Below are 22710 nucleotides of genomic sequence, written 5' to 3'. Positions count from 1 at the left end.
GGGTCAGGCTGCTCCCTGCGCGGTGGCCACCCGCTTTCGCCCGAAGCGAAGCAGTTTCGCGATCTGCTTGCCGAGCTTTGCAAAGGCATATTCGAGGGCGCCGATCGGCTGGCCGCCGGGGCGGTGCGCCACGACGTGATACATCCACATGATCAGTCCGGCCGTCAGCAGGAATGGCGTCCAGAGCGCTATGATTGGATCGACTTTGCCCAATGCGCCGACGCCTTGGCCATATTCGTTGATCTTGTGATAGGTCACGATGAAGACGATCGAGAGGAAGACGCCCAGCGCCGACGTCGATCGCTTGGGTGGGATGGCGAAGGCAAGCGCGGCGAGCGGCAGCAGCATCATCATCGCCACCTCCACCAGGCGGAAGTGGAAGTTGGCGCGGATTTCGTTGCGCAGCTTTTCCGGCGTCGCGGGGTCATGGCCCATGACGGCAAGTTCGGGAATGGTCTTTTCCCGGTCCACGCTGCGGCCACGGAAACGCTCTATCTGCGGCAGGTCGATCGGCAGATCGTGGCTGGAGAAGGAAAGGATACGGGGCGACTTATATTTGGGCGCGTCATTGACCAGCACGCCATCGCGCAGGCGGAAGATGATGGTGTCTGGATCGTCCGTTGCCAGGAAGCTGCCCTGTGCAGCGGTGACGGCGACGGTCTGGCCATCCTTTCCAATGGCGCGCACGAAGATGCCCTGAAGATTGCGGCCCTCATCCAGGCTGCGTTCGATGCGCAGGGTCATGCGCTTGCCCAGGCTGGTGAATTCGCCCACTTTGATCGACGCGCCCAGAGCGCCCGAGCGCAGTTCGAAGCGGAGCGCTTCATAGGCGTGGCGGGACAGGGGCTGAACGAAGCCGACGATGCCGAAATTGAGGAGCGCGAGCGCGATCGCGTACATATAGGGGACACGCAGCAGGCGGCCGTAGGACAGGCCGACGCCGCGCATGACGTCCAGTTCCGATGACAGGGCCAGCTTACGGAACGCCAGCAATATGCCCAGCATCAGGCCGATCGGAATGCCGAGTGACAGATATTCGGGCATCATATTGGCGAGCATGCGCCACACGACGCTCACCGGGCCACCTTCCGCCGCCACGAAGTCGAACAGGCTGAGCATCTTGTCGAGCACCAGCAGCATCGCGGAAATGACCAGCGTGCCGAGCATCGGCAAGGCGATCAGACGGGCGAGATATCGGTCGGTGGCGGTCAGCATTCTCTATGTGGTCGTCCCATCACCATGATTTGGCCGCAAACCCCGCCCATAGCAGAGTCACGGAAATGAAGTTCGCGGGGGCGAACAGGGGCTCGCCGTCCGGTTTGATCGGGCGGCTATAGCTTCACGGAGTTGGATGGTCATGTTCAAAGTTGCGATGGGCCTTTTGTCGGCTGGGGCGGTGTTTGCCTCTATTCCGGCCTTGGCTCACGGACAGGAAATCGGGAACGAGCTGGATCGTTGTGGTCCGTCCGCGAAGGGTCCTGCGGTGCTGGTCGACGTCCGGGGTTTTGCGGCGGCGACGGGCAAGGTGCGCGTCCAATCCTATCCCGCCACCAAAAATGCCTGGCTGGCGAAGGGCGCATGGCTGAACCGGATCGACACTGTGGTTCGTCCGAGCAATGGAGGCATGCGCTTCTGTGTGCCGGTGCCCGAACCGGGTAGATATGCGATTGCAGTCCGGCACGACCGGGACGGCAATGGCAAGACGAGCATTTCGCGCGACGGCGGTGGTTTTTCCAACAATCCGTCGATCAGCATCTTTAACCTGGGCAAGCCGTCGGTCGAAAAGGCTGCGGTGAAGGTGGGTCCGGGTGTGACGCGGATCACCATTAAACTTCAATATATGTGAGTTCCGATGGTTCGGGTCGCGCTTCTGTCCAATCCCAAGTCGACGGGCAACCGGCAGACGCTTCCGCGCGTGCGCAGTTATTGCGCCAGCAATCCCGACATCTTCCATTATGAGGTGGAGCATGTCGATCAGATCGGCCGCGCGTTGCAGACTATCGCGCGCGTCGATCCGGTCGTGATCGTCATCAATGGTGGCGATGGGACGGTACAGGCGGCGCTGACGGAATTGTATCAGGGCGAGCATTTCAAGGGGCGCGTGCCGCCGATCGCGGTGCTGCCCAATGGCAAGACGAATTTGATCGCGCTCGACCTTGGCATCCATGGCGATCCGATCAAGGCGCTGGAGCGGATCGTCCAGATCGCCAAGGCGGGCGTGGACGATCATGTCGTGGCGCGTGAGTTGATCGCCCTGTCCGACGGAGGGGCGGAATCGCGGCCGGTGCTGGGCATGTTCCTGGGCGGCGCGGGGCTTGCCGATTACATGCTTTACTGCCGTAACCAGATTTATCCGCTTGGCCTGTCCAATGGGCTTAGCCATTTCCTGACGGTGATAGCGGTGCTGGTCTCGTTGGTTTTCGGCATTCGCGCGCGGTTCCTGCCGCAATCCAGCCATCCGGTGCGCATCTCGCTGATCCGGGAAGGGCAGTTGGCGGGGCGCTTTGCCGTGCTGATCGTGACGACGCTCGACCGGCTGCTGCTGGGCGTGCAGGCGGGGGACAGCCGTCGCGGGAACATGAAGCTGATGGCGGTGGACCAGAGCCTGGCCGCGCTTTTGCGGCTGGCGTGGGCGAGCATCACCCGGCGTGTCGGCAAGGCGCAGGTGCAGGGCGTGCATCTGGAGCAGGGGGATATCATTCGTATCGAGGGTGAACGTAGCAGCGTCATCCTGGACGGTGAGCTGTTTGAGGCTTCGGAGGGCAAGCCGATTGTGCTGCGATCGACGGAGCCGGTGCCTTTCCTGCGGTTGGCGGCTTAGAACACCCCTTCCTCCGTTCGGGCTGAGCTTGTCGAAGCCCTTCTCCTTTCTAAAAGAAGGAGAGCCGTTGGCTTCGTCGGCCTTCGGCTCGCAGGCTCAGGGCGAACGCGGTTGGGGGGGGGCTATTCCTTCCGCTTGAGGGCCTCCGCGAGCGACACGGTTGCGCTGCCTCGCCGGGCTGGCTTGGCCTGGCTGGGGTCGGGCTTCCAGCCGCTGAGATACAGGATCGCCATGTCTTCGGCAGTGCGGCCGTCGGGATCGGCGGCGGCGGCGAAGTGCTGGCTTGCTTCGATCAGTGCGTCGCGGCGCAGGGCTGGGGGATGGGACGCAAGCACATTGCCCGCTCCCATGCCGCGCAGGTCCTGCATCAGGCGTAATATGTCCCCATAGCGTACGGTCAGCGTCTCGCTGTCCGCCACTGGCATGGCGAAACCGGCTCGGCTCAGCAGGTCGCCTGCCGCGCGCACATCGACTTGCGGATGGATGTGCTGGGCGGGGCGATCGCCTTCTCCGGCCATCAGGGCAGCGCGCAGGCGGGGCAGGGTCCCCGCGCCGGTGAAGGCGGCGAGCAGCAGGCCGTCGGAACGCAGTATGCGCCGCATGAGGATGAGCGCGCCGGGCAGGTCGTTCACGCTGTCCAGTGTGCCGCAAGCGATGATCAGGTCGAAACTGTCGTCGGCGAAAGGAAGTGCATCTTCTTCCGCCTGCACCCCGCCTTGAGCGCTCGCGGCTGCGAAGCCGGGGTCGGTGTATATTACCGACTTCCCCAGGGCTTCGAGCGCGGCGCGGGCGCTGCCGTCCGGGCAGCCGATGACGAGAACGTCAGGCAAGTCCCGCTGCACATCGGCGAGCCGGTCGAGCAATTCGTCCAGCATCGCGCGATAGAGAAAGTCATGCTCGGCAAAGCGCGGCATCATCCGGTCCCGCCGCCTGGCGCGCAATGTGCGGTCGAAGATGTCGGGCTGGGTCATGGCGGGCCTTGTGCATCGGTGCCGGAGCGGGAACAAGGGCGATCATGCACCTTGCCTCTCTTCTCAAGGGCGCCGTTCGCCCGGCGCTGGATTATGCGCTGCCGCCGCGTTGTCCCGGATGTGGCATGATCGTTGAGGCCGACGATGCCTTTTGCCTCCCATGCTGGAGCAGGATGCGCTTTCTGGGCGAGCCTTGCTGCGCGCGATGTGGCGTGCCGTTCGAACATGATCGCGGCGGGGACGCGGCATGCGGCGCCTGCCTTGCCGATCCGCCGGCATTCGACAGCGCGCGGGCGGTGCTGGCCTATGGCGATGTCGCGCGGACAGTGGCGCTGCGGCTGAAATATGGACGGCGTATTGGCCTGGCGCGGTTGATCGCGCGGCATATGGCAAGGCGCCTGCCTGCGTTTGATGCGCCGCCATTGATCGTGCCGGTGCCGCTGCATCGCTGGCGGCTGTGGTGGCGGGGCTTCAATCAGGCGGCGCTGATCGCGGATCATCTTGGCAGGGCTTCGGGGCTGGCGGTGGACAAGCATGCGCTGCTTCGCGTCCGTGCGACGCAGCCGCTAAGGGGCATGCATGCGCGGCAGTGGACCAAGGCTGTCGCGGGCGCCTTTGCACTGGCTAAGGATCATGGCGTCAAGGGCAAGGCAGTGCTGCTGATCGACGATGTTCATACCAGCGGCGCGACCGCGGCTGCTTGCGCGCGGGCGCTGAAACGCGGCGGTGCGTCCAGCGTTCATCTGTTGTGCTGGGCGCGGGCTTTGCGGGAAGGCGCGGAAGGGACTGATTGACAAAGCGCCGTTCAGCCACAATTTCAGCGCGCAAGGAGTATTAGATGGCGAAGGTCGAAATCTACACGAAGGCATGGTGCGGATATTGCGCGCGGGCAAAGGCGCTGCTGGAGGGCAAGGGCGTGGCCTTTGAAGAATATGACATCACGATGGGCGGCCCGAAGCGCGGCGAAATGCTGGATCGCGCCAATGGCGGGACCACGGTGCCGCAGATATTCATCGATGGCAGGCATATTGGCGGCAGCGACGACATGGCGGCGCTGGATCGTCAGGGCAAGCTGAACCCGCTGCTAGGGCTGTAAGCGCCATGCGGGCCGCGATCTTCCAGATGACGAGCGGGATCGATCCCGCCGCGAACGCAGCCGCCATCGTCGAGATGGCGAGGCGCGCGGCCGAACAGGGCGCGGACATGCTGTTTACGCCGGAAATGGCGGGATATCTGGATCGCAGCCGCACGCGCGCTGCGGATACCCTGCGGAGCGAGGCCGATGATCCGGTGCTGGATGCGGTTCGCGAGGCGGCGGCGCGGCATGGGTTGTGGGTGCATCTTGGTTCCTTGCCGCTCAAGGAAGAAGGTGGCGATGGCCGTTGGGTCAACCGCAGCTTCATGATCGATGACAAGGGTGGCATTCGGGCGCGCTACGACAAAATCCATCTGTTCGATGTCGATCTCGCGACCGGGGAAAGCTGGCGGGAATCGTCGGTCTATCGGCCGGGGGAAGAGGTGGTGGCGGTCGATACGCCTTGGGCAAGGATCGGATTGTCGGTGTGTTACGACATGCGCTTTCCCGACCTGTATCGCGCTCTTACCAATGCGGGCGCCACGATGTTGCTGATGCCTGCCGCGTTCACCGTGCCAACCGGGCAGGCGCACTGGCACGTCCTGCTGCGCGCCCGTGCGATCGAAGCTGGATGTTTCGTGATCGCGGCTGCGCAGACCGGCCGCCATGAGGATGGGCGGGAAACCTACGGCCATAGTCTGGTAATCGATCCCTGGGGTGAGGTTTTGCTCGACATGGGAGAGGAGCCGGGACTAGCCCTTGCCGAGATCGACCTGTCGCGCGTAGAGGAAGTGCGCGGGCGCGTGCCTGCAATCGCCAACCGACGTAACCTTCCAGCGGACGTGACCATTTCGTGATTGTTTTTGACCTCAAATGCGGTGCCCATGGCCATGTGTTCGAAGCCTGGTTCGGATCAAGCGCGGACTATGAGGATCAGGTCGCTCGCGGCCTGCTGGCCTGCCCCATGTGCGGCGATGCGGAGGTTTCGAAGGCATTGATGGCGCCCGCTGTTGCCGCCAAAGGGAACAGCCGCAAAGGCGATGCACCAGTTGCCACCTCGACCGCGCCGGTCGCCATGGCAGGCGACGAAGTCCGTATGCGCGAGATGATGCAGGCGCTGGCCCAGGCGCAGTCAAAGGTTCTGGAAGATTCGACCTGGGTCGGCAGGGGCTTTGCCGAACACGCCCGTGCCATGCATTATGGTGAGAAGGAACGGGCCAGCATCCACGGTGAAGTGGCGCCCGACGAAGCGCGCGCGCTGATATCGGAAGGTGTGGAGGTTGCTCCGTTGCTGTTTCCGGTCGTGCCGCCCGAAGCGAAGAATTGACCGCGCCTGCGACGCAGCATAGAGCCGTCACCGGGCACCCGTAGCTCAGCAGGATAGAGCATCAGATTCCTAATCTGAGGGCCATGGGTTCGAATCCCGTCGGGTGCACCACATTTGTTTGCGCGATGCCGCCCACCAACCCATCGCGCGGGTTCGACTTCGCTCCGCTCAGCCGCACCACCTTTTTCAAGGCCTTGGGTGACGCGAAGTAGCCAGGCAAAAGCCTCAAGCTATCGTCACCACCCGCGCCGAGCCTGTTCGGTCGAGCGGCTTTACCACGACCTTGTCACCCATCCGGTCAAAGGCGATGTCAATCGATGCTTCGCCAATGCGCAGGCCGTAAAGCCGCAGCTCGTCGAGGAATCGCGGCAGGGCTGGCTCGCGCAGGGAGATTTCAGGGCCTGCCACATCGAAGCCGATCCCAAGGCTTGACTGGATCAATGACAAAGGAGCGGCGGCGGACCATGCCTGGGGGCTACAGGCCACGGGATAGAAGGTCGGCCCTTGCGCACGTCGGCGGGGAAATCCGCAAAAGAGTTCCGGTAGGCGCATGAGATCCACATAGGTGGCGGCCGCGAAGAGCCCTTCGAATATCTGTGCAGCCTCGCGCTTGTAGCCGTAGCGGGAGAAGCCTGCCGCGATGAGGGCATTGTCATGCGGCCAGATCGAGCCGTTATGATAGCTCATCGGATTGTAGCGCGCTTCCGTCGATGCGATGGTGCGGACGCCCCAGCCGGAAAAGGAGGCTGGCGCCATCAGTGTGCGCACCACCGATTCCACGCGCTCTTCCCGCGCGAGGCCGGTAAACAGCACATGTCCGGCATTGGAGGAACGAACGCGGCAAGGCTTCTTTTCTCCATCCAGCGCCAGCACATAGGTGCCGAGTTGGGGGTCGAAGAAGGCGGCATCGAAATGGTCGCGCAAACGGTCGGCGCGTAGTCCGTAGTCCGCCGCACGTTGAGGATTGTCGATCGCCCTGTGGATGCCTTCTGCGGCTCTCCAGGCGCCGTAGACATAGGCCTGAACCTCCGCGAGCGCGATGGGGCCGCGCGCGATCGAACCATCTTCGTGGAAGATCGAGTCATGGCTGTCCTTCCAGCCCTGATTGGTCAGGCCCTGATCGGTGAGCCGCCCATATTCCACGAAGCCGTCGCCATCGCGGTCGCCATGCTGATCGATCCATTCGAGGGCTGCATCCAGATGCGGCAGCAGGCTGGTGATGAAGGGCCGGTCGCCCGTTCGTTCCAGATAGGCGCCAGCCAGCATGATGAACAACGGCGTTGAATCGATGCTGCCATAATAATGGCGGAACGGCACTTCGCCCAGTTCCGCCATTTCACCATGGCGGACCTCGTGCAGGATTTTCCCCGGCTCCGCGTCTGCGGCTGGGTCGAACGCGGTGGCCTGATGCTTGGCCAGATAGCCGAGTACGCCCCGGCTGATCGCGGGATCATACCAAAGCGTTTCCAGCGCGGTGATGATGGCGTCGCGGCCGAACACGGTGCTGAACCAGGGGATGCCCGCATAGGGATAGGGGCCAAATTCGGTGTCCGTGGACAGCATGGTGATATCCGCAACGGACCTTCGCGTAACCTCATCGAACAGAGCATTTGATGACCGAACGGTCGCACCGCGTGCCCTTGCCTGTTTCAGCGACTTCATGGATTCGCGAAGGGTTTTGAGGAACTGGCGTGAGAAGGGTTCCTGCGTCAATTCCGCCCGCTCGCACGCAACGCGCATGTACAGGGTGCGCCGTTCGCCGGGCGGGACCATGACCTCGAACATGGCGTGGCTTTCGGTTAGTTCTTGAGGCGCCGGATCAAAGCAGAGATGGGTTTCGCGGGTCTTGGCGTCGCGGCCTTCATAGACGAGGAGAATGTCGGCGCTTCCCACGACAGGGGGCTTCATCACTCCCTTGCGCAAGCGCGTCATGCCGCGAATTTCGAAAAGATCGGCAAAATCGGCAGCGAAGCTCATGTTCACCTTCACCGTTCGGGCCTCGGTATCGAAGTTGCGGATCGTGATCCGCTCGTGGATGGCGGAGTCCCACAGGAACCTTGTGCGGCGCAGGTGAATGAGGTCATGTTCCACCGCGACCCTGCCATCGTCGCCCGAAAAATCCGGATTTGTGAGGTCGCATGTCAGCATGGCGTTGTCGTCGCGCAGTGCGGAACTCAGCAATATGGGACGGAGTCCATTGACCGTCATATAGAGGTGCGACAGGTGCCGGGTGTCGCGGTGGTAGAGCCCTTCGGGGCTACCCGGTCCTGCGATCGCATCGCCGCTATGATCGAAGACCGCAAAGCTGTCGCCATGCTTCAGCGTTCGCGGACGCCGTTCGTGGAGCGAAGCGGTGGCCGGGATGAAGAACTGGGTCTGCTGCTGGGACAGGGACTTTGCCGGTTCCGTGGCCAAGGCTTCTGGCTGCAACTGGCTCGCCGTCATGGGACTCTCCTTATCCGACGACCTGAAGGTGAAGCTCTGCTTCATCGCCGCGCTCGCGGCGAAGCCGCGCGGCATCGGTGCGCGCGCCGGGCAGGCCATGATAAAGCGAGACATAGTCGGCCGCCATCCGGTCTGCCGTGAAACGTGCGTCAAAGGCGGCGCGTACCCCCCGGCGGTCGAGTTCGCCGAGCCGTGAAACGGCTTCGACGGCCTGATCTTCCGTATCGACGATGAAGCCCGACACGCCGTGGTCGATAATCTCGGGAACCGATCCGCAGCGGAAGGCGATGACGGGGGTCGCGCAGGCCATTGCCTCGATCATCACTAGGCCAAATGGTTCGGGCCAGTCGATCGGGAACAGAAGGGCGCTGGCGCCGCCCAGGAAGTCGGCCTTCTGTGCTTCGTTGATTTCGCCGACGAAATGAATGTTGGGATGAAGGTTTATAAGCGGCGCGATCTCCGCCTCCCAATATCCCTTGTCCACATTGTCGATCTTGGCGGCGATCTTGAGCGGCCTCCCGGAACGGGCGGCTATGCGGATGGCGCGGTCGGGCCGCTTTTCCGGCGATATCCGTCCGAGGAATGCGAGATAGCCGTCATCGCTGTCGATTTTCGGCGGCAGCAGGTCAGCGGGAAGGCCGTGATAGACGGTGCCCGCCCAGTTCACGGGCGGCATAGGCAGCCGTTGGTGGTCGGAAATGGAAACCAGGCTGTGATCGCGGAAGGTTTGGTAGAAAGGGCGCAGGTCCGGCAGGTCCAGACGGCCGTGCAGCGTCGTGACGCATCGGCCGACGATGTCCTGCACCAGTGGCATGTGGACGAGGTCGATGTGGAAATGCAGCGCATCGAACTCATGGGCGCGCTGGCGCACCGCTTCCAGCAGCATCATGTGATAGGGAATCGCGTCGCGAACATGGGGATTGAGGCGAAGCGCCATGTCAGTGACGGGCACCAGTTCCGCGCGCGTGACGGAATCGCCGCTGGCAAACAACGTTACGTCATGTCCCTGATCGACCAACGCTTCGGTAAGGTAGGAAACGATGCGCTCGGTTCCGCCGTACAGCTTTGGCGGCACGCTTTCGGCCAAGGGAGCGATTTGAGCGATTTTCATTCAGCAATCCTCATCATTGGCCATGAAGGCGCCAAAGGCGCGGAAGGCCGTTGACGAGGGTTAAAAGCCTGAGCGCCGGGCGGGTTGCATGCGCCGATCAAACGATGAGGGATTTTGGCGCGTAAAAATGTTTTGCCGCGCCGAAGCGTTTCCGCGCGCGCAGCAACAATTTGTCACATTCGGAAAATTTCAGAGACATTTGCCCCGCCTATGCCTTGGCGAGTGCTTCCTACGCCAAGGAGTTTCTTCGCATGCTTTCCATCTTCGCTTCCGCTGCCGTCATGGCCGTCGTCGCTCCGGTCCACAGCGCGGACATCAGCCATGCGTCCACAGCCTATCGGACGAGCTACGAAACGGTGTCGACGGTTCATGTCCAGCAGGTCGAACCGCGCTTCGCCACCCGTCCGGCCACGCCCGTTTGTCGTTGGCAGGCCGAACTGGGCGTGAACCGCTCGGTGACGGCAGAGGGCAATGCGATTGCAGCAATGGGGAAGGCCATCCATCGCTTCACCCCGCTATCGGGTAGCTACGCCGGCAGCTGTGCAAGCGCGCAGGGTCAGATCGACGCGGAGATCGGGCGCTACGCTCAGGCGCGCGCTGGCGAGGCGCTGGCGGCGGCGCAAGGCGACAGTGCGGTTATCCAGGGTGAGCTTGATGGCCTTCGCAGCCTGTCAGTGAAGGGCGGATGAGTCCACCGCTGATCCTGATTGCCGAGGAAAAGCCCGAACAGCGCCAGCAGGTGCGCGAGTATCTGGAGCAGAGCGGCTTTCGCGCGCTGCCTGCGGCGTCGGCATCGGACATATGGAACGCGATCAAGACCGCGCCCGTCGGTGCGCTGGTGCTGGATGCAGCGCTGCGCGGCCCCGATGGCATGGACCTTTGCCGTGACGTCCGGGAGCGGAGCGACGTGCCGATCATCCTGGTTGGCGCAGGCGGAAGCGAGGTTGACCGGGTCGTCGGACTGGAACTGGGTGCCGACGATTATATGGTCAAACCCTATTCGAACCGGGAACTGGCCGCAAGGCTCCGCGCGGTGCTGCGTCGCAGCAAAAAGGAGCGGTTGATCGGCCTGCGCGCCAGCACGCTGGCTCGGTTCGACGGGTGGCAGGTCGATTTCGCGCGGCGTGAAGTGAAGGACGAGGGTGACCAGCCGATCGATCTTACCGCCGCCGAATTCGCACTGCTCCAGGTCATGCTGGAAAATCCGCAGACGGTCATTCCGCGCGCCAGGCTCATGGAATTGGCCGGTGTGCGCGACGCGCCATCATCCGATCGCAGCATCGACGTGCTGGTTAGCCGCGTCCGGCGGAAGCTGAGCGTTGGTGGCAGAGCCGCGCCGATCGTCACCGTTCGGGGGGCGGGATATATGCTGAGCGCTGCTGTCGAGAGGCAGTGATGACAGAAAATCCAGTCAGACACACTATTTAACAAAACCGCTGCGACGCAGCAAAAGCGCATGCCTATCCTTCAAATTGCGCCGATCCGCCCCCTGATCGGCAATCAAGATGAAGGATAGAAGCCATGAACGAGCTTATCGGTCGCGTCTTCAGTTTCGAAAGCAAGGTCTTTCCGGACAAGAGCACGCTTTACAACCAGCTTGCCAATCACGGACAGAGCCCCAAGGCGCTGATGATTTCCTGCGCTGACTCCCGCATCGTGCCGGAACATATCATGCAGGCTGATCCGGGCGACCTGTTCGTATGCCGCAACGCGGGCAACATCGTGCCCCCGCATGCCAGCCAGCTGGGCGGCGTCACCGCGACGGTGGAATATGCGGTCATGGTTCTGGGCGTACGCGACATCATCGTGTGCGGGCACAGCGATTGCGGCGCGATGAAGGCGCTTGCGACCGACGCCGACCTGACGTCGATGCCCAATGTTGCCGCATGGCTGCGTCACTCGCATGCCGCGCAGAAGGTGTGCCGTGAAAATTACCCGTCCGATCTGAGCGACGCGGAAAAGCTGCGCAACATGGCGCTGGAAAATGTCGTGGTGCAGTTGAACCACCTGCGCACCCATCCGTCGGTGGCGGCGGGCGTGGCGCGCGGGGAAATCGCGTTGCACGGTTGGTATGTCGATATTCATGCGGGCCAGGTTCTGGGGCTCGACGGGGAAACCGGCCGGTTCGTGCCCATGCGCGAAGGCGATCCGCTTCCTGTCGCACAGGCGCAGGCGCGGCGCCTTGCTGGTGAAACCAGCATCGCAATGGCCGCGGAGTAACCCATGCTGAAGGCTCTTTCCGGCGGCACGTTTAGCCGCGACTTCACCGCATCCATCGTCGTGTTCCTGGTGGCGATGCCCCTCTGCATGGGCATCGCGGTCGCCTCCGGCGTGCCGCCGGAAAAGGGACTGATCACCGGCATCATCGGCGGCATCGTCGTCGGCCTGTTGGCCGGTTCTCCCTTGCAGGTCAGTGGCCCGGCGGCAGGCCTTGCCGTCATCGTCTTTGAAATCGTTCGCGAGCAGGGGCTGTCTGCGCTCGGACCGATCCTGATCCTTGCCGGCGCGATTCAGGTCATTGCCGGATTGATGAGGGTCGGGGGCTGGTTTCGTGCCATTTCGCCCGCCGTCGTCCACGGTATGCTCGCAGGCATCGGTGTGCTTATCGTCGTGGGGCAGTTCCACGTCCTGTTTGATGATAAGCCGCTTTCCAGCGGCCTTGCGAATCTGGTGGCGATGCCGGGCCAGCTTTTCGGGTTGAGCAATCAGGACGCAGCGACCGCCTTTGCCGTGGGTCTTGTCACCATCGGCGGCATGTTGGGTTGGGAAAAAATCCGCCCCGCGTCGATGAAGCTGCTGCCCGGCGCCCTTGTCGGCGTGGTTCTGGCCACGCTGGTGGCGTTTCTGTTCAGTCTGCCGGTGGCGCGCGTCGTAGTGCCGGAATCGATCGTCGCGGCGGTGACATTGCCGGGCGAGGGGCTGTTCCAGCAGTTGATGAACCCGACGGTCATCACCACGGCAATTGCGATCGCGTTCATCGCCAGCGCTGAAACATTGCTGTCGGCCGCTGCGGTGGACCGGATGCATGATGGCGTGCGGACCAACTATAATCGCGAATTGAGCGCGCAGGGCGTAGGCAATCTGCTGTGCGGCGTTGCGGGCGCTTTGCCGATGACCGGCGTTATCGTCCGCAGTTCCGCCAACGTCCAGGCTGGCGCCAAGACCCGCATGTCCGCTGTCCTGCACGGCATCTGGATACTCGGCTTCGTCGCGCTGCTGCCCTGGTTGCTGCGTGAAATTCCGATGGCGGCACTGGCGGGCATCCTGGTCGTGACCGGCGTTCGATTGGTCAGCCTGGACCATGTGAAGCACCTGCTTCACCGTTATGGCCCGCTGCCCGCCGTGGTGTGGGCGGTTACGCTGATCATGGTGGTCACGATGGATCTGCTGACGGGCGTGCTGGTGGGTATTGGTCTGTCGCTGCTTGAGCTGCTGCCCCATGCGCGCCGTCTGCGCCTGGGCATGGATGAGGACCGGCGGGATGACGCGCATGAATTGGCACTGCATGGCACGGCCACATTCCTGACACTTCCCAAATTGTCGGCAAAGCTGGAGTCGGTTCCCGCCGAACGTCCAGTCATCCTGAACGTCGAGCGGCTGCTCCATATCGACCATACCTGCGCCGAGATGGTGCGGGAATGGATGGATCGCCGCCGTGGCACCGGAGCCAGCGTCGAACTGGCGGGTGCAACCGGACGCCTGCGTAACCTCGCCGCCTGAACCTCACCCCCATCAGGCGTCGTTAGCCGCCGCACCACTTCCAGGGTGCGGCGGCTTTTTCATGTATGGATGTGCGTGAGAAATCAAATAGACACAATTGGAACGCGATCAGCAAATAACCGTGCCTTTGAGGGCACGGCCTGAATGTCACCTTCGCACTTGCGGTAAAAGTCCATTCCCCTTCATCCGGGCGCGCCTTAGCCTGATGTCAATCCGCCGGGATCCGGGGCATTCAGACCTTTGGGCCAGAGCGGACGCAGGATGGAACATTCTTACCGAAAAAGGGGAATGTTCATGAAAATCGCTAAGTTGCAGATGGCCTGTGCGGCTCTTGCCCTGTTGTCGAGCGCTCCGGCCTTCGCTCAGGAAGAAGCTGAAGGTCCCGTTACCGTTTCAGGCAGCGTCGCGCTGGTTTCCGATTACCGTTTCCGTGGCGTGTCGCAGAGCGACAAGGGTCTGGCCGTTCAGGGCGGCATCACTGCCACTCACGAAAGCGGCGCCTATGCCGGTGCCTGGGCTTCGAACCTTGCTGGCTGGGGTCAGTTCGGTGGTTCGAACATGGAACTGGACCTGTTCGCAGGCTATGCCATCCCGCTGGGCAGCGCGACGCTGGACGTCGGCCTGACCTGGTACATGTATCCGTCGGGCGCGGACAAGACCGACTTCGCTGAGCCTTATGTGAAGCTTTCGAGCCAGCTTGGTCCGGTCAAGGGTCTGCTGGGCGTCGCCTATGCGCCCAAGCAGCAGGCGCTGGGCAACTGGTGCAGCGACGCGGCATGCACGGTTGCCGATCCGGGCGACAAGGATGACAATCTGTACATCTGGGGTGACGTGAGCGGCGCAGTGCCGGGCACGCCGGTTACGCTGAAGGCGCATCTGGGCTATTCGGACGGCAACCCCGGCCTTGGCCCCAATGGCACGTCGATCGCGCCCACGGGCAAGTATCTCGACTGGCTGGTCGGCGCGGACGTCGCGATCCCCGGCACGCCGCTGACGCTGGGCGTCGCCTATGTCGATACCGACATCAAGCGTTCGGAAGAAACCTACATCCGCCCGAACTTCATGGTTCAGGACGGCGACAATTTCGGCAAGTCGATCGCCCGCAGCCAGGTGGTCTTCTCGGTTTCGGCCGCTTTCTGATGAAATCATGCCGGGCCTTTCACGAGGCCCGGCATGGCATTCTTGCTCGTCATGGGGGCGAAATTGTCCCTTGCATGACAAATCATTGCTGAACCTGTTTCCAAGGGTTTCCAATGTAACGTCCGGTTGACCCTGCTGGAAGCCGCCCCTACTTCAGGCGCTATGAGCCGTTTTAGTTGCGCAACATTTCCGGCATGACTGCCCCCACGATCATACTTGTCGAGGACGATCCGCCGCTGCGCACGCTGACCGCGCGCGCTCTTCAGGAACATGGCTATCAGGTGCGTCCGGCCTCTTCGGGGCCGGAAATGTGGGTCGCCTTTGACGCCGGGCCGGTTGATCTGGTCGTGCTGGACGTCATGCTGCCGGGCACCAACGGCATCGACCTGTGCCGCCAGATCCGGCGCAAGAGCGACGTCCCGATCATCTTCATCAGCGCGAAGGGCAGCGAGACCGATCGGATCGTGGGCCTGGAACTTGGCGCGGACGATTATCTGCCCAAACCGTTTGGCACGCGCGAACTGATCGCGCGGATACGGGCTATCCTACGCCGCGTGGGCGTGGAGCGGGGGCCGGACGAACATCGCGAGAATGAGGCGCGGTTCGACGGCTGGGTGGTCAACTTCCCGCGCCGGGAACTGCGTTCCCCCACCGGCGCGATCGTGGACCTGACGGGCGCGGAGTTCGATCTGCTCGGCTCCTTCCTCAGCCATCCGCAGCGGGTCATCGCGCGCGAGCGGCTGATCGAATTGTCGCGCACCCGGATGGGGGATAGCTCCGACCGCAGCATCGATGTGCTGGTCAGCCGGTTGCGGCGCAAGCTGTCGACGCAAGGCGCGGCGGCGCCGATCACGACGGTGCGCGGTGTGGGTTATATGTTCAACGCGGAAGTCAGCCGGGCTTGAGTTTGCATATGAGCCGGTCGCTAGGTCTGGTCGGACGGCTGCTGGCAATCCTGCTGCTGGCGCTCACACTGGAATTTGCGGTCGGTACGCTGATCTACGAGCGGGCTGGTCATCTGTCCTTGCAGGATGACGAGGCGCGGCGGTTGGCCGAGCATTTGGTAATCGCGCGCAAGCTCGTGACCGAGCAGGAACCGGCCGATCGGCACGCAATGGCGATCCAGCTAACCACCGATCGCTATGATGTCCATTGGACTCCTGCGTCACCACCGCCGCCAACGCTGGCGCCGGAATTGCAGCGGATGCGGCGCCAGATCATCGCCTGGGAACCAAGCCTGGAACAGTCGAGACTGTGGCTGCGGCTCGCATCGCCCGGGGGGCGGGTGTCGCAGATCAATGGCGGTTTGCAGCTACCTGATCGCAGTTGGCTCTATTTCGGTATGCGGCATAGTGGCGGGCAGTGGACCTTTACCATCGGCAGGATGGGGCTGGCGCTCATTCCGCTTGTGGCGCTGATGGTGGCGGGGGCCATGCTGATCCGACGGACGCTGGCGCCGCTCAAGGATCTTACCAAGGCGACCGAGCATATCGGCCTGAGCGATGAGGTCGTGGTGGCGGAAAGCGGGACCAGCGATGTGCGGGACCTGATCCGCGCGTTCAATGCGATGCAGACGCGTATCCATCGGCTGATCACCGAGCGTACCGAAACGCTGGCGGCCGTCGGGCATGACTTGCGCACGCCTCTGGCGCGCTTGCAGCTCCGGCTGGAGGGCATCCCCGATGCGGAAGCGCGCGATGCGATGGCCGGTGACCTTGAGGAAATGGGGGCGATGATCGAATCGCTGCTGGCGTTCCTGGGCGGGGAGAAGAATGGCGAGCCACCTGTCCGCGCGGACGTGGCTGTCACGGTCGCGACGGTGGTCGATAGCTTTCAGGATCAGGGCGCCGATGTCAGCTATGAGGGGCCGGATCATCTGGAAATGGATGTCCGTCCGCTCCAGCTGCGCCGCGCGGTCACAAACCTGGTCGAAAACGCGCTCCATTATGGCCAGCGCGCTTATGTCAGTGTCGAGCGTCGCGACGGCGAGGTGGTGATCCGGGTGGAGGATGATGGTCCGGGCATCCCGGAGGACAAGCTGGAGGAGGTGCTGAAGCCCTTTTTCAGGCTGGATGAAGCGCGGGGACGTCATACGCGGGGCCTGGGGCTGGGGCTCGCGATCGTGGCGAAGGCGGTCGAGCAGGAAGGCGGGAGCCTGGTTCTGAAAAACCGGCCCGAAGGCGGGTTGAGCGTGGAAATCCGCCTGCATATGGCTGGTGCCAGTCCAATCCGTTGAAACGGGCCGACGCTTCCGGTTAAAAAGAAACATCGCGGCGACAAGCAAAACTCGTTTACCGGATCGGCTGGTGGCGGTCTATGCCAGCTTCCGTTGAACAAGAGGCGCATATGACCGCAGAAGGCGAAAGCGAAGATCAGCTTCTGGAAGGCTATTGGGACCTGGATCGGCTGGTGAGCGATCTTGGGAAGGTTCGTACAGGCTGGCGCGCGGCGCAGCAGCATCACGCCGAATATGGCGCGGAAGGTTTTCCGTCACGGGCCAATCTTGCCAAGATCATGACGTCGCTATGCGGCGCGCTGTTTCCGTTGCGCCTTGGTCCCAGCTTCATTCGCATCCATAATGAAGATGCTTTCGTAGCGCAGACGTTGCAGACGGCGCTCAGCCGCCTCTATGGTCAGATACGCCTTGAGCTTCTCTATATCATGCATGGCAGGCCGCCTGCCGATATCGATGGCGAAGCAGCGCGCATCATCGGCAATTTCGCCCAAAGCCTGCCGGGCTTGCGGGAGTTGCTCGATTCCGATGTGGAAGCGGCGTTTCTGGGCGATCCCGCCGCGCGCAGCGTGGATGAGGTGCTGATCTGCTATCCATCGATGCTGGCGATCATCCATCATCGGCTCGCCCATCGCCTCTATGATCTGGGCGCGCCGCTGGTCGCCCGCATCATCTCCGAAATTGCCCATTCGCGTACGGGTATCGACATTCATCCCGGGGCAACGATCGGGCGCAGCTTCTTCGTCGATCATGGCACCGGCGTTGTCATCGGCGAGACGGCCATAGTGGGTGACAGGGTACGGCTGTATCAGGGCGTGACGCTGGGCGCGCGCAGCTTTCCTGCCGATGAAAGGGGGGCGCTGGCCAAGGCGATTCCCCGGCATCCGATCATCGAGGATGACGTGGTGATTTACGCGGGCGCCACCATTTTGGGCCGCATCATCATCGGCAGCCGGTCAGTGATCGGCGGCAATGTCTGGTTGACCGACAGTGTTCCGGCGAACAGCAATGTGCGTCAGGCTAAGGCGCAATATGAGGTCACCAGTCGGGTCGAAGTGTCCGCCCCGCACCGCGTCCATTCCCTGATGGACGCGGAACGGGACGGCTTCGCGGAGAATATCTGACCGTTAGAGCGTGCTGCGTTCAATTGGGCGCAAGACGCGCGCTGGAGCTTCCTGCCTTTTATCTGAATCCCTCAACCCCGTTCGGGCTGAGCTTGTCGAAGCCCTTCCCTTTCCAAAAGGAAGGAAGGCCCTTCGACAAGCTCAGGGCGAACGGTAACAGAGGACGATTTTGATTAAGGCACGAAGCTCTAATCCGCCGCGCAGCTGTCGCCTTGGCCTGCCAGCAGATCGAGGCACCTGCCATCTATCTCATTGCCGGGCACGGGCAGATGAATGAGCGCCGCCAGCGTCGGCATGATGTCCGCCACTTCGACGCCGAGCGGCTGTTCGAAATGCCGCATGCCTTTGCGCCAGAAGAGGATCGGAACGCGCCGATCCGTGTCCCAGGGCGAGCCATGCGTGGCGACCGCACCATAGGAAGGATTAGCGATGGGCGACACGCGCGGTTTCAGCAGCAGGACAAGGTCGCCCGAGCGTTCGGGATCGAAGCTGGCCCGGACTAACTGAAGCAGGCTCCAGCTTTCCGGCGGACCTGAAGGAGACGGCGCGGCGGCGATCTGCGCCTTGGTAAAGACGGTTTCGACCTGCGGATGCGCGCGTAACAGGGCGAGTGTGGCGGCTTCGACCTTGGCGCGCTGGACGCGGGTAAGATTGCGGTCGAAATAGAGGTCGCCCGACGGGCCGTCGCCCTGGATCAGTCCCTTGCCACCTACGCCGGTGCGGGCGGCCACTGCGTCTGAAAGCGTTCGGGGCATGAGCGCCGGATCGACGCGCTGTTCCATCGGCATCGCATTTTGTTGATGGCGCTCCGGCAGATCGTGGCCGCCATGATCTGCGGTGAGCATGACGACATAATCAATGCCCTGCTTGTCGAGCCGGTCGAAGAAGGCGCCCAGTTCGCGGTCCAGCCGATCGATCTGGATGCAGCTTTCGGTTCCTTCCGTGCCATAGGCGTGGCCGATGAGGTCGGTCGCCGAAAGGCCGATGGAAATGAGGTCGGTCTGAGGCTGCTTGCCAAGGTCCATGCTTTCGATGGCGGCAGCGGCGAACGCCAGGGTCATGGCATCCTGCTCGGGCGACGCACGGAATGCGCCGAATTGACCGGCGGGCCTTGCGAAGCGGCCGGTGCCGACAACCCGCGAGCCCGCACTTACGGGAAAATCCTTGGCGGCGCATTGCGGGGGGAGATCAAAGCCGGGATTGGGCTCAGCCAGCCGTTGTGCGAACACTTCATTCACCCGTGCGACCAGCGGCGGCGTTGGCGTGCCGGGATAGCTGACATAGCCCTTTGACCCCAGCCACCATGCTTGATCCGTCTTTGCGCCCCCCATCATGATGGCCGCGCGATCCTTTCCGGCGATTGCCACATTGCGGACGGCGGGATTGATTGCCTTCATGCGCTCGCCGAGCGTGGGAACGCGCAGATGGACAGGGGAAGGGATATATTTGGAACTGCTGCTGTCGGGCTGTTTCTCATCCTCCGCGCAGTAGATTGTCTTGTCGGGCCGGGCAGCGCTCTGATCGATCCAGCTGTTGGCGATAATGCCAGTGCGTGACGGGCGGCTGCCGGTCAGGATGGTGCTGTGGCCGGGGCAGGTTTCGGTGGCGGCGTGGCTTTGATATCCACGCGGGAACACGGCGCCTTCGCTCAGGCGCTTGAGGCCGCCGCTATAATAGGGGCGATATTCGCTGAAAAGATCAGCCGAAAACTGATCGACCGAGATCGCGACGATCAGCCGTGGCGGAGCATCGGAAGGAGCCGGACTTGCGGCAGGCTGAGCCAGCGCGGGCAAGGGCGCCAGCAACAGGAGGGTATGAAGCGTTTTCCTGAACATCTTTTCCGATCCCTTCTGTGCCTTGACGGCGCAACCATGCCGACCTAGCCCGCTGTGATCCACACGAACAGAGGCCCGATGCGGATTTTCCATGTCCTCCTGATGACGCTGGCGCTGTTTATCGCGCCTGTTGCCAGCGCCCAGGGCGCATTCGGATCGGGTGCGCCGCATATCGCCGCGCAGTTGGTCGCCGAAAGCGACGCGCCTGCTCCGGGCCGGACCAGCAGCATCGCCTTCGCCATGACGCCAGAGGCTGGCTGGCATGGCTATTGGCAAAATCCGGGTGATGCGGGTCTGGGCATGACCGTGAAATGGGTGCTGCCCAAAGGTGTGAGCATCGGGGCTTTGCGCTATCCGGTGCCCGAGACGCTGCTCATTTCTGGCCTCATGAACCATGTTTATGAAGGGCCTTATGCGCTTCTCGCGCCTGTGACGATTGCGCCCGATGTGGCGAAGGGTACGCGCCTGCCGATCCGTGGGAAGGCGGAATGGCTTGCCTGCACCGACAAGATTTGCGTGCCCGAGAGTGCCGATATCGCGCTGGATCTGGTCGCGGGCGATGGCGCGATGGCGCCCGCGACGCAGGCCCGGTTCGATGGCTGGCGCGCGCGCTTGCCGCGTCCGCTCGGGAGTGAGGGGCGTTATGCCCTTGCCGATGGCAAGCTGCGGATGTCGATCCCTTTTCCGGGGGAAGCTGCGGCGTCTGACGTGCATCTCTTTCCACTGGAAGAGGGTGTGGTTCGCTATGCCGCGCCTCAGTCGGTCCATCGTCAGGGGGACCGGCTGCTGATCGAAACCGAGGCCGGGCAGGGGTTCAAGGGAGATGCGGTGCAGGCGGTGCTGCGCACCGGGGATCATGTCGGCTTTCTGGTGACGGCTCGCCCGGGCGTGGTTTCGGGGGCGAGTTCAGACCTGTTGCGCACGGCGTTTATCGCGCTTGGTGGGGCGATATTGGGCGGGCTGTTGCTCAATATCATGCCGTGCGTGTTTCCGATCCTGGGGCTGAAGGCGCTCAAGCTGGCGCGCGCTGGGGGTGATGAGGCAACGGTGCGGCGGGAGGCGCTGGCCTATGGCGCGGGCGTCATCCTCACCTGTCTGGCGCTGGGCGGGCTGCTGCTGGCGATCCGGGCAGCGGGCGTGGCCGTGGGCTGGGCGTTTCAGTTGCAGGACCCGCGCGTTATCTTGCTGCTTCTGCTGCTGGTCACGGCGGTCGCCTTCAACCTTGCGGGGTTGTTTGAACTGAGCGCCTTTGGAGGTGGTGAGAAGCTGGCGGGGAAGAAGGGCATTGCGGGTTCCTTCTGGACCGGCGCGCTGGTCGCTTTCGTCGCTACGCCTTGCACCGGGCCATTCATGGGGGTGGCGATGGGGGCGGCGTTGGTGCTGCCGGTCGCGGCGGCGCTTGCGGTCTTTGCGGGGCTGGGCCTGGGGCTTGCGCTGCCCTTTCTGTTGCTCGCCTATATGCCGACGCTGCGGGGGCATTTGCCACGGCCGGGAGCGTGGATGGAGACTTTCCAGCGAATATTGTCGATCCCGATGTTCCTGACCGTGCTAGGGCTGGGCTGGCTGCTCGGGCAGCAGCGCGGCGTGCCGGGGATGACGATTGGTCTGGGGGCGGCGTTGCTGTTGGCGCTGCTACTGTGGTGGCTGGGGGAGCGTCAGCATCGCGGCAAGCGGGGTGGGCTGATCGTCATGCTGGGTGCCGTTCTTCTGCTCGGCGCGGGGGGGCTGCTGCTGCCTGCACGGACGGCTGGTGTTGCGCAGGCGCAGGACGGCCTTGTGGCTTTCGACGAAGCGCGGCTTGCCGGGCTGCGCGCGGCTGGAAAGCCGGTATTCCTCTATTTCACCGCCGACTGGTGCCTGACTTGCAAGGCCAATGAGGCTGCGGCCATTGATCGGGCCGAAACGCGGGAGGCCTTTGCCAAGGCGGGGGTGACGGTGATGGTCGGTGACTGGACGAGTGCGGACCCGGCCATCACACGTTTTCTGGAAGCGCAGGGACGATCGGGCGTGCCGCTCTACCTTTGGTATGCTCCGGGAAAGTCGGCTGAGGTGCTGCCGCAGTTGCTGACGGTGTCCACGCTGACGGCGCTGGTGCGCTGATGGCGAAGCTGCGCGCGGATCAGTTGCTCGTCGATCGCGGGCTGGCCGAGAGCAGGGCGCGCGCGCAGGCGCTCATCCTTGCAGGTCTCGTCTTTCTGGGCGATCGGAAGATCGAGAAGGCGGGTCAGCAGGTTGCGGAGGATGCCGCGCTGGAGGTCAAGGGCCGCGATCATCCCTGGGTGTCGCGTGGCGGCATAAAGCTGGCCCACGGCATTGATCATTTCGCGCTGGATGTGGTCGGCATGGTCGCGATCGACGTTGGAAGCTCGACCGGCGGCTTTACCGATGTGCTGCTGACCAACGGCGCAGCGCGGGTTTATGCGGTGGACAGCGGGACGAACCAGCTTGCCTGGAAGCTGCGATCCGACCCGCGCGTGGTCGTGCATGAACAGACGAGCGCGCGCATATTGACCGCCGACCATATCCCGGAGCCGGTCGATATCATCGTGTGCGACGCGAGCTTCATATCGCTGGCGAAGGTGCTGGACCGGCCCCTGAGCTTTGCCCGGCCGGGCGCGCACCTCGTTGCGCTCATCAAGCCGCAGTTCGAGGCTGGACGGGAAGAAGTCGGAAAGGGCGGCGTCGTGCGCGATCCAGCAATCCATGCCCGCGTTTGCGAGGAAGTTAGCCAATGGCTGACGGCGAAGGGATGGACGGTGCTGGGCGTGACGCCGAGCCCCATCACCGGCCCCCAAGGCAATGTCGAGTTTCTGATCGGCGCGAGGTTGGACGGCTAAGGCGCGGGCTTGCTCATGGTCAGGCAGGCGTTTGATTTTGTGACAGATGCCGGTCTTCAACCTCTATTCGC

The 22710-nt window shown here is 63.1% G+C and carries 21 protein-coding genes and 1 tRNA gene; 17 read left to right on the top strand and 5 right to left on the bottom strand.

Annotated features, from left to right (window positions below):
* Positions 1 to 3 precede the first annotated feature (3 nt).
* A complete protein-coding gene (lptF, locus tag ACZ5TB_RS06710; RefSeq protein WP_464790613.1) occupies positions 4 to 1215 on the bottom strand; it encodes an LPS export ABC transporter permease LptF in 1212 nt (403 codons plus the stop codon).
* Between the two features lie 136 nt (positions 1216 to 1351).
* On the opposite strand from lptF, the gene ACZ5TB_RS06705 reads away from it, so the two are divergent.
* Positions 1352 to 1846, top strand: a complete 495-nt coding sequence (locus tag ACZ5TB_RS06705) for a DUF2141 domain-containing protein (protein ID WP_464790612.1) — start codon at positions 1352 to 1354, stop codon at positions 1844 to 1846.
* A 6-nt stretch (positions 1847 to 1852) separates the two neighbouring features.
* Complete coding sequence (locus ACZ5TB_RS06700; RefSeq protein WP_464790611.1) at positions 1853 to 2821, top strand: acylglycerol kinase family protein; 969 nt, start codon at positions 1853 to 1855, stop codon at positions 2819 to 2821.
* A 122-nt stretch (positions 2822 to 2943) separates the two neighbouring features.
* Here the strand turns inward: ACZ5TB_RS06700 and ACZ5TB_RS06695 are convergent, their stop codons facing one another.
* Positions 2944 to 3792: a class I SAM-dependent methyltransferase gene (locus tag ACZ5TB_RS06695; protein WP_464790610.1), complete on the bottom strand. Its 849-nt coding sequence runs from the start codon at positions 3790 to 3792 to the stop codon at positions 2944 to 2946.
* Positions 3793 to 3836: 44 nt separating this feature from the next.
* On the opposite strand from ACZ5TB_RS06695, the gene ACZ5TB_RS06690 reads away from it, so the two are divergent.
* The 5 genes from ACZ5TB_RS06690 (at position 3837) to ACZ5TB_RS06670 (ending at position 6305) form a co-directional block, all read left to right on the top strand.
* Positions 3837 to 4586: a double zinc ribbon domain-containing protein gene (locus ACZ5TB_RS06690; protein ID WP_464790609.1), complete on the top strand. Its 750-nt coding sequence runs from the start codon at positions 3837 to 3839 to the stop codon at positions 4584 to 4586.
* 44 nt (positions 4587 to 4630) lie between these two features.
* Positions 4631 to 4888, top strand: a complete 258-nt coding sequence (gene grxC, locus ACZ5TB_RS06685) for a glutaredoxin 3 (protein WP_464790608.1) — start codon at positions 4631 to 4633, stop codon at positions 4886 to 4888.
* A 5-nt stretch (positions 4889 to 4893) separates the two neighbouring features.
* Positions 4894 to 5724: a carbon-nitrogen hydrolase family protein gene (locus ACZ5TB_RS06680; protein WP_464790607.1), complete on the top strand. Its 831-nt coding sequence runs from the start codon at positions 4894 to 4896 to the stop codon at positions 5722 to 5724.
* A complete protein-coding gene (locus ACZ5TB_RS06675; RefSeq protein WP_464790606.1) occupies positions 5721 to 6194 on the top strand; it encodes a DUF1178 family protein in 474 nt (157 codons plus the stop codon). Before ACZ5TB_RS06680 ends, ACZ5TB_RS06675 begins: the two co-directional genes overlap by 4 nt.
* Positions 6195 to 6228: 34 nt before the next feature.
* Positions 6229 to 6305, top strand: a tRNA-Arg gene (locus ACZ5TB_RS06670).
* A gap of 114 nt (positions 6306 to 6419) precedes the next feature.
* Here ACZ5TB_RS06670 and ACZ5TB_RS06665 read toward each other — a convergent pair.
* Together ACZ5TB_RS06665 and ACZ5TB_RS06660 are read right to left on the bottom strand one after the other, a co-directional pair.
* Positions 6420 to 8639: an amylo-alpha-1,6-glucosidase gene (locus ACZ5TB_RS06665; RefSeq protein ID WP_464792504.1), complete on the bottom strand. Its 2220-nt coding sequence runs from the start codon at positions 8637 to 8639 to the stop codon at positions 6420 to 6422.
* A gap of 10 nt (positions 8640 to 8649) precedes the next feature.
* Positions 8650 to 9750: a glycosyltransferase family 4 protein gene (locus ACZ5TB_RS06660; protein ID WP_464790605.1), complete on the bottom strand. Its 1101-nt coding sequence runs from the start codon at positions 9748 to 9750 to the stop codon at positions 8650 to 8652.
* Positions 9751 to 10001: 251 nt separating this feature from the next.
* Here ACZ5TB_RS06660 and ACZ5TB_RS06655 point away from each other — a divergent pair, with 251 nt between their 5' ends.
* From ACZ5TB_RS06655 to epsC, 8 genes are all read left to right on the top strand, one after another.
* Positions 10002 to 10439 (top strand): hypothetical protein, encoded by a 438-nt coding sequence (locus ACZ5TB_RS06655; RefSeq protein ID WP_464790604.1) that lies wholly within the window; start codon positions 10002 to 10004, stop codon positions 10437 to 10439.
* Entirely contained in the window at positions 10436 to 11146 is a 711-nt protein-coding gene (locus tag ACZ5TB_RS06650) for a response regulator transcription factor (RefSeq protein WP_464790603.1), read from the top strand. Before ACZ5TB_RS06655 ends, ACZ5TB_RS06650 begins: the two co-directional genes overlap by 4 nt.
* A gap of 125 nt (positions 11147 to 11271) precedes the next feature.
* A complete protein-coding gene (locus ACZ5TB_RS06645; protein ID WP_196224108.1) occupies positions 11272 to 11970 on the top strand; it encodes a carbonic anhydrase in 699 nt (232 codons plus the stop codon).
* Positions 11971 to 11973: 3 nt separating this feature from the next.
* Positions 11974 to 13470 carry a SulP family inorganic anion transporter gene (locus ACZ5TB_RS06640; RefSeq protein WP_464779892.1) on the top strand — a complete coding sequence of 499 codons (1497 nt, stop codon included), beginning with the start codon at positions 11974 to 11976 and terminating at the stop codon, positions 13468 to 13470.
* Positions 13471 to 13758: 288 nt separating this feature from the next.
* Positions 13759 to 14610 (top strand): TorF family putative porin, encoded by an 852-nt coding sequence (locus tag ACZ5TB_RS06635; RefSeq protein ID WP_464790602.1) that lies wholly within the window; start codon positions 13759 to 13761, stop codon positions 14608 to 14610.
* Positions 14611 to 14804: 194 nt separating this feature from the next.
* Complete coding sequence (locus tag ACZ5TB_RS06630) at positions 14805 to 15515, top strand: response regulator (RefSeq protein WP_196224106.1); 711 nt, start codon at positions 14805 to 14807, stop codon at positions 15513 to 15515.
* Between the two features lie 8 nt (positions 15516 to 15523).
* Positions 15524 to 16846 (top strand): ATP-binding protein, encoded by a 1323-nt coding sequence (locus ACZ5TB_RS06625; RefSeq protein WP_464790601.1) that lies wholly within the window; start codon positions 15524 to 15526, stop codon positions 16844 to 16846.
* Positions 16847 to 16956: 110 nt separating this feature from the next.
* Positions 16957 to 17967, top strand: coding sequence for a serine O-acetyltransferase EpsC (epsC, locus tag ACZ5TB_RS06620; protein ID WP_464790600.1), 1011 nt, complete (start codon positions 16957 to 16959; stop codon positions 17965 to 17967).
* 188 nt (positions 17968 to 18155) lie between these two features.
* Here epsC and ACZ5TB_RS06615 read toward each other — a convergent pair whose 3' ends face one another.
* Positions 18156 to 19802 carry an alkaline phosphatase family protein gene (locus ACZ5TB_RS06615; RefSeq protein WP_464790599.1) on the bottom strand — a complete coding sequence of 549 codons (1647 nt, stop codon included), beginning with the start codon at positions 19800 to 19802 and terminating at the stop codon, positions 18156 to 18158.
* Between the two features lie 78 nt (positions 19803 to 19880).
* Here ACZ5TB_RS06615 and ACZ5TB_RS06610 point away from each other — a divergent pair, with 78 nt between their 5' ends.
* Together ACZ5TB_RS06610 and ACZ5TB_RS06605 are read left to right on the top strand one after the other, a co-directional pair.
* The gene (locus ACZ5TB_RS06610) at positions 19881 to 21902 is read left to right on the top strand and encodes a protein-disulfide reductase DsbD family protein (protein WP_464790598.1); all 2022 of its coding nucleotides are present in this window, start codon (positions 19881 to 19883) and stop codon (positions 21900 to 21902) included.
* Positions 21902 to 22639: a TlyA family RNA methyltransferase gene (locus ACZ5TB_RS06605; RefSeq protein ID WP_464790597.1), complete on the top strand. Its 738-nt coding sequence runs from the start codon at positions 21902 to 21904 to the stop codon at positions 22637 to 22639. Before ACZ5TB_RS06610 ends, ACZ5TB_RS06605 begins: the two co-directional genes overlap by 1 nt.
* Positions 22640 to 22710: the final 71 nt, after the last annotated feature.

It is taken from the genome of Sphingobium sp. TomTYG74 (assembly GCF_055393875.1).
This window is presented reverse-complemented; position numbering and strand designations above follow the sequence as displayed.

Bases quoted from the DNA above. Each gene is read 5' to 3' on its own strand.
- lptF (WP_464790613.1), bottom strand. From the start codon at position 1,215: ATGCTGACCGCCACCGACCGATATCTCGCCCGTCTGATCGCCTTGCCG.
- ACZ5TB_RS06705 (WP_464790612.1), top strand. From the start codon at position 1,352: ATGGTCATGTTCAAAGTTGCGATGGGCCTTTTGTCGGCTGGGGCGGTG.
- ACZ5TB_RS06700 (WP_464790611.1), top strand. From the start codon at position 1,853: ATGGTTCGGGTCGCGCTTCTGTCCAATCCCAAGTCGACGGGCAACCGG.
- ACZ5TB_RS06695 (WP_464790610.1), bottom strand. From the start codon at position 3,792: ATGACCCAGCCCGACATCTTCGACCGCACATTGCGCGCCAGGCGGCGG.
- ACZ5TB_RS06690 (WP_464790609.1), top strand. From the start codon at position 3,837: ATGCACCTTGCCTCTCTTCTCAAGGGCGCCGTTCGCCCGGCGCTGGAT.
- grxC (WP_464790608.1), top strand. From the start codon at position 4,631: ATGGCGAAGGTCGAAATCTACACGAAGGCATGGTGCGGATATTGCGCG.
- ACZ5TB_RS06680 (WP_464790607.1), top strand. From the start codon at position 4,894: ATGCGGGCCGCGATCTTCCAGATGACGAGCGGGATCGATCCCGCCGCG.
- ACZ5TB_RS06665 (WP_464792504.1), bottom strand. From the start codon at position 8,639: ATGACGGCGAGCCAGTTGCAGCCAGAAGCCTTGGCCACGGAACCGGCA.
- ACZ5TB_RS06660 (WP_464790605.1), bottom strand. From the start codon at position 9,750: ATGAAAATCGCTCAAATCGCTCCCTTGGCCGAAAGCGTGCCGCCAAAG.
- ACZ5TB_RS06655 (WP_464790604.1), top strand. From the start codon at position 10,002: ATGCTTTCCATCTTCGCTTCCGCTGCCGTCATGGCCGTCGTCGCTCCG.
- ACZ5TB_RS06650 (WP_464790603.1), top strand. From the start codon at position 10,436: ATGAGTCCACCGCTGATCCTGATTGCCGAGGAAAAGCCCGAACAGCGC.
- ACZ5TB_RS06645 (WP_196224108.1), top strand. From the start codon at position 11,272: ATGAACGAGCTTATCGGTCGCGTCTTCAGTTTCGAAAGCAAGGTCTTT.
- ACZ5TB_RS06640 (WP_464779892.1), top strand. From the start codon at position 11,974: ATGCTGAAGGCTCTTTCCGGCGGCACGTTTAGCCGCGACTTCACCGCA.
- ACZ5TB_RS06635 (WP_464790602.1), top strand. From the start codon at position 13,759: ATGTTCATGAAAATCGCTAAGTTGCAGATGGCCTGTGCGGCTCTTGCC.
- ACZ5TB_RS06630 (WP_196224106.1), top strand. From the start codon at position 14,805: ATGACTGCCCCCACGATCATACTTGTCGAGGACGATCCGCCGCTGCGC.
- ACZ5TB_RS06625 (WP_464790601.1), top strand. From the start codon at position 15,524: ATGAGCCGGTCGCTAGGTCTGGTCGGACGGCTGCTGGCAATCCTGCTG.
- epsC (WP_464790600.1), top strand. From the start codon at position 16,957: ATGACCGCAGAAGGCGAAAGCGAAGATCAGCTTCTGGAAGGCTATTGG.
- ACZ5TB_RS06615 (WP_464790599.1), bottom strand. From the start codon at position 19,802: ATGTTCAGGAAAACGCTTCATACCCTCCTGTTGCTGGCGCCCTTGCCC.
- ACZ5TB_RS06610 (WP_464790598.1), top strand. From the start codon at position 19,881: ATGCGGATTTTCCATGTCCTCCTGATGACGCTGGCGCTGTTTATCGCG.
- ACZ5TB_RS06605 (WP_464790597.1), top strand. From the start codon at position 21,902: ATGGCGAAGCTGCGCGCGGATCAGTTGCTCGTCGATCGCGGGCTGGCC.